Source organism: Thorsellia anophelis DSM 18579 (genome assembly GCF_900111395.1).
GTDB lineage: Bacteria > Pseudomonadota > Gammaproteobacteria > Enterobacterales > Thorselliaceae > Thorsellia > Thorsellia anophelis.
Window position 1 is genome coordinate 102,529 of the sequence record NZ_FOHV01000011.1, and the last position, 11,273, is coordinate 113,801.

The window sequence follows — 11,273 nt, forward strand, 5'->3', positions numbered from 1 at the left end:
AGATATTCATGAAGTCAAAACCATTACAGATATGGATATCGCGTTATTAATGGAAGCAAAACATCCAGATCCATTTAGCGTTTTAGGACTTCATCAACACGTAGAATCAAAACAATTTTATATCAATGCATTACTTCCTGAAGCCACGTGTGTCAAGGTCATCAACAAAGGTACATTAAAAGAAATTGCAACACTAGACAAACTAGATGCAAGGGGTATTTTTGGTTCATTTTTACCTTCAATTAAAAGCCGGTTTGATTACCTTTTTGAAGTTACTTGGCTTAATAATGATGAGCAACCACACACAATTCAGTTAGAAGATCCCTACAAATTTGGAGTAATTATTCCTGAAATGGATATTTGGCTCTTAAGCGAAGGGAAACATTTGAGACCATATCAACAATTAGGGGCCCATTTAACAACGATAGACAAAGTAGAAGGTGTTAGATTTGCTGTTTGGGCACCAAATGCTGAACGTGTTTCAGTGATAGGTGATTTTAATGTTTGGGATGGTAGACGCCATCCTATGCGCCTACGCAGAGAAGCTGGCATTTGGGAAATATTTATTCCTCATGCAACAAAAGGTGATCATTATAAATTTGAAATCCGTGATTGCTTTGGCGCAATTATTCATAAAGCAGATCCTTTTGCTTTCACAGCGCAGCTCAGACCTGAAACCGCGTCTATTGTAACAGCTTTACCTGAGAAAATTATTCCACCTTCTGAGCGTTTTACTGCAAACCAATTTGATAAACCTATTTCTATTTATGAAGTGCACTTAGCATCTTGGAGAAGACATATTGAATCAAATCAATGGTTATCTTATCAAGAATTAGCTACTCAGTTAATTGATTATGTGGCTTATATGGGCTTTACACATATAGAACTTATGCCAATTACAGAATATCCATTTGATGGTAGTTGGGGGTATCAACCAACCGGAATGTATGCTCCTACAAGTCGTTTTGGTAAGCCTGATGACTTTAGAGATCTCATTCATGCGGCACATGCTAAAAATATTGGGGTAATTTTAGACTGGGTTCCAGCGCATTTTCCAAATGATCCACATGGATTGGCACATTTTGATGGTACTGCACTGTATGAATATGCTGATCCTAAAGAAGGATTTCATCAAGATTGGAATACACATATTTATAACTACGGCCGTCATGAAGTCAGAAATTTTTTATCTGGTAGTGCGTTATATTGGGTAGAACAATTTGGTGCTGATGCTTTAAGAGTAGACGCTGTTTCATCAATGGTTTATCGAGATTATAGCCGAGCTGAAGGTGAATGGATACCCAATCACCACGGTGGTAGAGAAAACCTCGAAGCCATAAGCTTTTTACAAGAAGCCAATTCAATTATTGGGCAGCAATGCCAACATTGCATTTCTATTGCTGAAGAATCAACTGATTTTTCAGGTGTAACCCTCCCTCCTGAACATAATGGTCTTGGATTTCATTATAAGTGGAATATGGGCTGGATGCATGACACCCTAAGCTATATGCAAAAAGAACCTGTTTTTAGAAAATACCACCATCACCAAATGACATTTTCTATGATGTACCACTATACAGAAAATTTCATTCTTTCACTTTCACATGATGAAGTAGTGCATGGTAAAGGTTCGATATTATCTAAAATGCCAGGCGATGAGTGGCAAAAATTTGCTAATTTAAGAGCGTATTATGGTTTCATGTGGGCACACCCTGGTAAAAAATTATTATTCATGGGATGTGAATTTGCACAGGGCAAAGAGTGGAATCATGATGAAAGCTTAGACTGGCATCTACTTGATAATCCAGAAGGTTATCATGCAGGAGTGCAAAACTTCGTTAAAGATTTAAATTTACTTTATAAAAACAATTCCCCATTATTTGAATTAGATTATGACAATAACGGTTTCGAATGGTTAGTCGTGGACGATAGTGATAATTCTATTTATGCCTTTGTGCGCCGTGATAAAGCAGGGAATGAAATTATTGCTGTCAGTAACTTCACTCCGGTACCAAGGCATGATTACCGTATAGGTGTTAATCTTCCTGGCTTTTACGAAGAAGTGCTTAATAGTGATTCAGCATACTATAACGGTTCAAATCTTGGTAATCATGGTGGTGTTTTAGCAGAGGATTTTGAATTCAATCACAAACCATACTCGATCAACATCACAATTCCACCTATGGCTACAGTGTTTTTTTCAAATAAAATCGAAAACCTAAACACCCCAACGTCTAAAGATGAAGCTAAAAACGTTAAAAACCCAACGAAAAAAAAGGCTTCTTCAGCCACTAAAAAAACTGTAACTAAAAAAGCCAACTCAAGCTCAGAATTAAAACCTGAGTTACAACAAGATGACCTTAAGCAAGAAGCCTCTGCCTCAGTTGAGACTGCGACTGTTGTGAAAAAAGTTTCAGCAACAGCAAAAAAATCCGTCTTAAAAGAGAAAGCAATAGCTGATAAACCCAAAAAAACAACTGTTAAAAAAAGTACTAAGCAAACTGTTAGTAAAGAACCTGTTTCAAATAAAGCAGATGCGTCTAAAACAGATTCAATTTTATCTAATACAACTAATAATGAGGCATAGTGAATGACCATAGGTTCGAAATATTTATTAACTGAAGGTTCGCCTGTAAAGCTTGGTGCGACTGTGGATAAAAATGGCATTAACTTTGCCATTTATTCTGCGAGTGCCGAGCATATTGAATTATGCTTTTTTGATGACAATGAGTGCGAAATACGTTTAGCAATGCCTGGTAAAACAGGCAATATTTGGCATGGTTATTTGAGCTTAGATAGTTGCAAATTAGCAAAACCTGGACTTAGATATGGTTATCGGGCTTTTGGGCCATTTAATCCAGCACGTGGTGAACGATTTAATAGCCAGAAACTATTATTAGATCCATATAGTTTAAAAATTGACTCTACGCCTAAAAATCATACTAGCCATTATGGGGGTAACGCAAAACCTAATCACTATAACAGCGCCCCTTACATGGCTAAATCAATAGTATCAGCGCCTCTAAATTATCAATTTAAGGCGCCTAAACCGAATCATCCTTGGCATAAAACCGTGATTTATGAGGCTCATGCTAAAGGATTGACAAAAATGCACCCTGATATACCTGAAGCAATCCGTGGTTCATACGCTGGGTTAGTTCACCCTGTGATGTTAGAGCATTATCAATCACTTGGAATCAGTGCAATTGAATTATTGCCTATTGCACATCATAGCGATGAGCCACGACTTCAATCCATCGGTTTATCTAACTATTGGGGATACAACTCTATCGCTCATAGTGCTCTTGAGCCTAGTTATGCTTCTGGATTTCAAGGGATGAGTCCTGAAGAGGAATTCTGTTATGCTGTCGATAAATTACACGAATCTGGTATTGAAGTCATACTGGATGTGGTCTATAACCACACAGCAGAACTTGATGCTGACGGGCCTACTTTTTCATTCAGAGGACTGGACAATCAAAACGCATATTGGTTATTAGATAACGGTGACTACGATAATATGACTGGCTGTGGGAACGCAACTAACCTACAGCATGAGGGGATGTTAAATTATGTCCTGCATTCTTTACGCCATTGGATATTAGAGTATGGCGTTGATGGATTCAGATTTGATCTTGCCACGTTATTAGGCCGCACACCGGCTTTTGATAAAAATGCACGGTTGTTAGTGGCAATGATTAATGACCCTGTTATTAGCAAGGTAAAATTAATATCCGAACCATGGGATGTTGGATTGGGTGGATACCAAGTTGGACAGTTCCCTGATCCATTTGCTGATTGGAATGATAAATATCGAGATACCATACGTCAATTTTGGTTATATCACCCTATTACTCTTGGTGATTTTGCTCAAGCATTTGCAGGCTCTAGGCAACTTTTTGCAAGTAGGGAGTCACCTTTTGCCAGTATCAATTTCATTACCGCACATGATGGCTTTACCTTAGAAGATTGTGTTGCCTATAACAATAAGCATAATTTTGCTAATGGTGAAGAAAATCGTGATGGGACAAATAATAATTTTAGTAATAATCATGGTGCAGAGGGAATCACAAATGATGATACCATTTTAGCTAATCGTGCCATCACAAAACAATCATTGCTGTTCACATTATTACTCTCACAAGGGACGCCAATGATACTTGCGGGTGATGAGATTCATAATAGTCAATCTGGCAATAATAATGCCTATTGCTTAGATAATGAAACCTCTTGGTTAGATTGGTCTTCTAGTACCTCATCTTTATCTGCTTGGATAAAGAAATTGATTACAATTAGGCATCAGATCCCTGCTTTAACAGAAAACCAATGGTGGCAAGATGGAAAAAATCAAGTCAACTGGTTAAATGCTGATGCAACCTCTCTTAGCTTGGATGAATGGCAAAGCACCACCTATCCTATTTTGCAAATTAAACTCAGTGAAAAATGGTTGTTAATTTTTAACAGGAGTCACCAAGCACAAAATCTAATATTGCCAAAAGGTAAATGGCAGTTTGTAATTTCTTCTGATGAATTATTCAATATGTCTTCGTTTAATATGCAAACTGTCACCATTGAACGAGGTGTTTACTTATTTAAACAATAGAAAGTTAAATCTTAGCTATATACTAAATATCACTACTGTTTTTTTTAATTTTGGGAGGCTCTATGACCGTTTTTAATCAGCATGACCAACTAAGTTTAGCTCGTCAATTACCGTTAAAGTCTGTAGCATTAGTCCTTGCAGGTGGTCGAGGTTCTAGACTGAAAGATATTACGAATAAGCGTGCAAAACCTGCTGTTCACTTTGGTGGGAAATTTAGAATTATTGATTTTGCCATGTCTAACTGTATTAATTCCGGTATTCGTCGAATCGGTGTGATAACTCAATACCATTCCCATTCCCTCGTAAAGCATATTCAGCGCGGTTGGTCTTTTTTAACATCTGAAATGAATGAATTTGTAGACCTCCTCCCAGCTCAGCAACGTTCTGATAGAGAAGAATGGTATTCAGGTACGGCAGATGCAGTATTTCAAAACATGGATATTATCCGCCGATACGATGCTAAATATGTGATCATTTTAGCTGGTGACCATATTTATAAAATGGACTATTCCAGAATGTTAATTGATCATTTAGAAAAAGGCGCAAAAGTTTCAGTAGCTTGTATTCCTGTTCCAAGAAGTGAAGCATCTGAATTTGGCGTAATGGCAGTGGATGAAAACCATAAAATTGTCGACTTTTTAGAAAAACCAGCTGACCCACCATGTATGCCTAACGATGAATCTCGCTCATTAGCCAGCATGGGAATTTATATTTTTAATGCTGAATATTTGTTTGAATTACTGGAAGAAGATAGAGTTACAGAAGGTTCTAATCATGATTTTGGTAAGGATCTTATTCCCAAAGCAACTCGCCAAGGATTTGCTTATGCTCATCCCTTTACACTTTCATGTGTCAGCAGCTCACCTACCAATGAACCTTATTGGCGTGATGTAGGAACACTTGAAGCCTACTGGAAAGCGAATTTAGACCTTGCCAGTGTGACACCTGAACTTGATATCTACGATAAAGCTTGGCCAATTCGAACTTATGTAGAATCTCTGCCACCTGCTAAATTTGTTCAAGATAGATCAGGCAGTCACGGCATGACTTTAAACTCACTTGTTGCTGGAGGCTGTATTGTTTCTGGTTCTGTTGTTAGCAACTCAGTCCTATACTCAAGAGTGAGAGTTAACTCTTTTTGCACGATAGAATCTAGCGTCATTATGCCTGAATCTAACATTGGGCGTTCATCAAGATTACGCAATTGCATTATTGATAGGGGTTGTATTTTACCTGAAGGTACTATTATTGGTGAAAATGCGGATGATGATAGCCGTAGATTTCACAGAACAGAAAATGGAATTGTACTTGTCACAAAAGAAATGATTGCAAAACTAAATTCTAATTCTTAATTACTAAGGAGTCATTGTGCGGGTATTACATGTTTGTTCAGAATATTACCCCTTGCTAAAAACAGGGGGATTAGCCGATGTTATTGGTGCACTACCACAAGCACTTAATCAATTAGGAGCAGATTCACGAATTCTAATACCTGCTTTTCCAGCCATATGGCATGGAATGAAACAGGCTGATAAGGTCGATAAGGTTACCACTTTTAAGACATTTGCAGGTGAGATATCTCTTTTTTATGCAGAGCTCAATGGAACTAGTCTCTATCTAATTGACGCCCCCTATTTTTATGATCGCCCTGGTAGTCCGTACCATGATTCATATCAAAATGCCTATCCAGATAATGCGATTCGCTTTGCATTACTAGGATATATTGCCTGTGAAATCGCAAAAGGATTAGATGGATTTTGGCGCCCTGAAATCGTTAATGCACATGACTGGCATGCTGGTATAGCGTGCGCCTATCTTGCTTATCATGGAAGACCTGCAAAATCAGTTTTTACTATTCATAACTTAGCTTACCCTGGCTGTTTTCCGAAATACTACCACCAAAATGGTATAGAACAAGCAACCTCTCTACTTGAATTAATTGGGTTACCAGAGCATTTTTTTAATATCGAAGGGCTCGAATTTCATGGTCAAGTTTCTTATTTAAAAGCAGGGGTTTACTTTGCCGATCATGTCACAACCGTAAGCCCTACTTATGCAAATGAGATCTGTTCAGCTGAATATGGTGGTGGATTTGATGGTTTGTTGCAAACTAAACGTGCTAATGGTCAGTTGTCAGGTATTCTAAATGGAGTGGACTACCAAATTTGGTCACCTAATTCAGATACTTTAATTAAACAAAATTATTCTGCAAAAAATCTTGATCGTAAGTCCGACAATAAGCGGGCTTTGCAAGATGAATTTGATCTTACCATAGATTCTAAATCTCTTATCTTTGCAGTTGTGAGTCGGTTAAGTTGGCAAAAAGGATTAGATTTAGTCTTAGCTGCGCTTCCTAATATTATTCAAATGAAAGGACAATTAGTATTATTAGGTACAGGAGAAGCGCACCTACAACATGCTTTTGAAGAAATAGCTAAACTATACCCAGATCAAGTTGCAGTTGTGATTGGTTATGATGAAGCGTTAGCACACAGAATTATTGCTGGAGCTGATGTTTTATTTGTACCAAGTAGATTTGAGCCTTGTGGGCTGACTCAATTATATAGTCTAAAGTATGGCACTCTTCCTCTTGTAAGAAGAACGGGTGGACTTGCCGATAGTGTCGTTGATACTAGCATAGAAAACTTAGCTGACAATATTGCTACAGGATTTGTATTTGAACGTGAAACACTCGAAGATTTTCAGCAAGCCATAAGAAGAAGCTTTACCTTGTGGAACGATAATATTAAATGGAAGCAAGTTCAAAAAACTGCAATGGACGTTGATTTTTCCTGGGAAAAAGCAGCAAAGGCATATTTAGAACTCTACCGATCGCTTTAAAAACTTAAGATTTAAATGAATCAACTCAATAACCAAGCATTAAGATAATTTTAAATAGGAACCAATATGGAACACGTTAATTATTTACCTTCAAATTTTAATTATAATTCACCCGGCGCCACATCTGACGCGCTTAAGCAATCTATCGTCTATAAACTTATGTTTATTGTTGGTAAACATCCGGAAGTTGCTGATAAACATGACTGGCTTAATGCTACCCTTTTCGCCGTAAGGGATCGTATTGTAGAGCGTCAATTAAATGCAACAACCGCACAATTAGATCAAGACTCTAGACAAGTTTATTATTTATCAATGGAGTTTTTAATTGGACGTACATTATCAAACGTCCTGATTTCACTAAATATTTATAATGAAATTGCAGAAGCTTTAAAAGAACTAGGACTTAACATTGATGATATTGTAAACGAGGAAGATGATCCAGGACTAGGAAATGGTGGTTTAGGCAGGCTCGCAGCCTGCTTTTTAGACTCTCTTACATCTCTTGGTTTACCAGGGCGTGGTTATGGTATCCGTTATGATTATGGTATGTTTACGCAGAAAATTATAGACGGCCAGCAAGTAGAATCACCAGATAATTGGTTAGAGTATGGAAATGCATGGGAGTTTAAACGCCATCATCTTCGCTATAAAATCAAATTTGGTGGCAGAATTCAACAAGAAGGCAATAAAACGAAATGGCTTGATACTGAACATATCTTGGCATGTGCTTACGATCAACTTATCCCTGGATATGAAATCAATTTCACTAATACACTGAGATTATGGCGTGCTCAAACTAGCAAAGAAATTAATTTAGGCAAATTTAACCAAGGTAATTACTTAGAAGCAGTTGCTGAAAAAAATAGTTCAGAAAATGTTTCTCGTGTTTTATACCCTAACGATTCAACAGATTCAGGTAAAGAACTTAGACTTCGTCAAGAGTACTTTTTAGTTTCTGCCACAATTCAAGATATCTTAAGACGACACCTGAAAATTCATGATACGTTCACTAACTTGCATGAAAAAGCTGCGATTCACTTAAATGATACTCACCCTGTCCTTGCTATCCCAGAATTAATTCGCATTTTAGTCGACGAACATAAAATGTCATTTCAAGACGCTTGGACTATTACTAAACAGACATTCTCCTATACTAACCACACTCTCATGTCAGAAGCACTTGAGACTTGGCCTGTTGACATGTTAGGTAGAGTCTTACCAAGGCACTTACAAATCATATTTGACATCAATGATGTTTTTTTACAAGCAGTACGAGATCGTTTCCCAAATGACACTGATCTTCTTGGAAGAGTTTCAATCATTGATGAGGCTCATGGCAGAAAAGTTAGAATGGCTTGGCTAGCTGTGATTGCATGCCATAAAATCAATGGTGTATCAGCGCTACATTCACAATTAATGGTCGATTCTCTTTTTGCTGATTTTGCAAAAATTTATCCAGAGCGTTTTTGTAATAAAACAAATGGTGTGACACCTCGTCGCTGGATTGCACTTGCTAATCCATCTTTATCTAAAGTATTTGATACACATCTTAAAGGTAATTGGCGTAGGGACTTATCACTTTTAGCAGGTTTAAACCAATTCAAGAATGATGAAAATGTCCTAAATGCTTTAACTGAGTCTAAGTTAGAGAATAAAAAAAGATTAGCTAATTATATCGCAGAACATCTTAATACGGTTGTTAATCCAAACTGCCTCTTCGACGTGCAGATAAAAAGAATTCATGAGTACAAACGTCAACTTTTAAATGTACTACATGTAATCACTCGTTATAACCGTATAATACAAGACCCAGATGCACCAATTGTACCAAGAGTCGTTATTTTTGCTGGAAAAGCAGCTTCTTCATACTATGTTGCTAAACAAATTATTCATTTAATCAATGATGTTGCACAAATTATCAATAATGACCCAAGAGCCTTCAATAAGCTTAAAGTGGTATTCATTCCTAACTATAGCGTGAGTCTTGCCCAGATTGTGATTCCAGCAGCTGATCTATCGGAACAAATTTCATTAGCAGGCACAGAAGCATCAGGTACTGGTAATATGAAATTTGCTTTAAATGGAGCATTAACAATTGGTACGCTTGACGGTGCTAATGTTGAAATGCTTGAAAATGTTGGCGATGAAAATATCTTTATCTTTGGCAATACTGCGGAGCAAGTAGAGGCGCTCAGGAGTAAAGGATATAACCCAAGAGAGTTCTTTGATAAAGATGAAGAATTACGCCAAGTACTAAGTCAAATAGCCAATGGAACCTTTAGTCCATTTGAACCACATCGCTATATGGGTTTATTTGATAATTTGGTTAATTTTGGAGACTACTATCAACTCCTAGCTGATTATCGTAGCTATATTGATATGCAAGATGAAGTAGATAAGCATTATCAAAATAAAGATAAATGGGCTCAAAGTGTTCTTTCTAACATTGCTAATATGGGATATTTCTCATCAGATAGGACAATACAAGAATATGCTGACGATATTTGGAAAATCAAACCTGTTAATCTAGCATAAAATAATAATATCGCACCTTATTTTAATCAATTGGGTGCGATATTATTAGGCACTAAAGTTGAATTTGCTGATAATTACAAGGTCAAGCGCAATTGCCAACTCAAGTGATTGTATTATAATATCTTTAAATTTCTCATTTCAAATTGTACTCACTTTAGTTTTTACTGGGATAATAGCCATATTTAGCGTTTTTGTGGGTTCTAAGACTAAATTGACACTGAAAGGTTTGCTTTGATAACTTTCCTTGGGCATGGCAACAACCATATTATAATAACTATTTTGAAGTATCTTAAAAGCATTGTATTTCCTCATCATTCCGATCACTCATTCTCATTTATACCGATCACGTAAACTTATCCCAGTATAGGCTTAAAAGATTTCACATATAGGGTTTCTTTTCTAGTTCTGAGAATCGAAATATCGTAAGCCTTTTGAAGAAGCAACAAATGTTCAGCTGATGGCCTAACAAAAACAAGTTTTAATCGCATGGCTATTTCAGGAATAATTGAACTTCGTCTATTTAATATTTTTGACGGGGTTTTTCTGCTTAATCAAGGTGATTTGCAGTATTGCTGATTGTTAAATTTAAGGGTTTAATTAACAGCCCCCTCAAAATTTCTCCTTGATGGGCTTGGTTGTACATAGTCATTAGTGATAATCCTCATAGTTTACAATTTCAGCATCTCTTCCGTTGAATTTGAGAGTAATGAGTCAATTACCGCTTATTCTGACTGATCAAGTGCTTTTTTGAGATCCACTTAGTTCATGCAATCGAAATTATTCGTAATGATACCTGCATGATGCTATCAATATAGCAGTATCACTTATTTCATAAATAATTCTATGTTCTTCATTAATTTTTCTAGACCAAAATCCTGCAAGATTGTGCTTTAAAGGTTCAGGTTTTCCTGTGCCTTCGAAAGGTGTTCTGCTTATTTCTTTTATAAGATCATTTATTTTTTTGTTAGTCTTTCGTGGATTCGTATAATAAGTGCATAGCCGCTGTGAGTCGCATGGCATTAATTGAGGGTCGAAAAGATCAAGACTCAGAGATATAATGCTAAGCGACCAAACTAAGCAGAGGGCTACACAATGAGCTACAATCACCTGAGTCTTGAAGAAAGGCATTATATCAATACTGCATTAAAAAAAGAAATTTCTATATCACAAATAGCAAAAGATCTTGAGCGTTCACAAAGTACAATCAGCAGAGAAGTAAACCGTAATAAAGGACACCGAGGGTATCGTTATAAGCAAGCAAATAGCAAAGCCTTACAACGTCATAAAGATAAGC

General features: G+C 36.8%; 6 protein-coding genes and 1 pseudogene. 6 read left to right on the forward strand and 1 reads right to left on the reverse strand.

Annotated features, from left to right (window positions below; translation table 11 throughout):
• Positions 1-31 precede the first annotated feature (31 nt).
• The 5 genes and pseudogenes from glgB to glgP form a co-directional block, all read left to right on the forward strand.
• Positions 32-2,215: pseudogene (gene glgB, locus BMW37_RS08455) on the forward strand (1,4-alpha-glucan branching protein GlgB); the annotation flags it as partial.
• A 375-nt stretch (positions 2,216-2,590) separates the two neighbouring features.
• Positions 2,591-4,603 (forward strand): glycogen debranching protein GlgX, encoded by a 2,013-nt coding sequence (glgX, locus tag BMW37_RS08460; protein ID WP_093319667.1) that lies wholly within the window; start codon positions 2,591-2,593, stop codon positions 4,601-4,603.
• Positions 4,604-4,665: 62 nt separating this feature from the next.
• On the forward strand, positions 4,666-5,955 hold the full coding sequence (glgC, locus tag BMW37_RS08465) for a glucose-1-phosphate adenylyltransferase (RefSeq protein WP_093319669.1): 1,290 nt from the start codon (positions 4,666-4,668) through the stop codon (positions 5,953-5,955).
• Between the two features lie 16 nt (positions 5,956-5,971).
• Positions 5,972-7,444 (forward strand): glycogen synthase GlgA, encoded by a 1,473-nt coding sequence (gene glgA / locus BMW37_RS08470; protein ID WP_093319673.1) that lies wholly within the window; start codon positions 5,972-5,974, stop codon positions 7,442-7,444.
• A gap of 66 nt (positions 7,445-7,510) precedes the next feature.
• Positions 7,511-9,979, forward strand: coding sequence for a glycogen/starch/alpha-glucan family phosphorylase (gene glgP, locus BMW37_RS08475; RefSeq protein WP_093319676.1), 2,469 nt, complete (start codon positions 7,511-7,513; stop codon positions 9,977-9,979).
• Between the two features lie 777 nt (positions 9,980-10,756).
• Here glgP and BMW37_RS08485 read toward each other — a convergent pair.
• Positions 10,757-10,999 carry a Txe/YoeB family addiction module toxin gene (locus tag BMW37_RS08485; RefSeq protein WP_093319693.1) on the reverse strand — a complete coding sequence of 81 codons (243 nt, stop codon included), beginning with the start codon at positions 10,997-10,999 and terminating at the stop codon, positions 10,757-10,759.
• 72 nt (positions 11,000-11,071) lie between these two features.
• On the opposite strand from BMW37_RS08485, the gene BMW37_RS08490 reads away from it, so the two are divergent.
• A partial coding sequence (locus tag BMW37_RS08490) for a helix-turn-helix domain-containing protein (protein WP_143047619.1) occupies positions 11,072-11,273 on the forward strand: 202 nt, incomplete at its 3' end.

Coding starts and splice junctions, on each gene's coding strand:
- BMW37_RS08485 (WP_093319693.1), bottom strand. CDS start 10,999: ATGCCATGCGACTCACAGCGGCTATGCACTTATTATACGAATCCACGA.
- glgP (WP_093319676.1), top strand. CDS start 7,511: ATGGAACACGTTAATTATTTACCTTCAAATTTTAATTATAATTCACCC.
- glgX (WP_093319667.1), top strand. CDS start 2,591: ATGACCATAGGTTCGAAATATTTATTAACTGAAGGTTCGCCTGTAAAG.
- glgC (WP_093319669.1), top strand. CDS start 4,666: ATGACCGTTTTTAATCAGCATGACCAACTAAGTTTAGCTCGTCAATTA.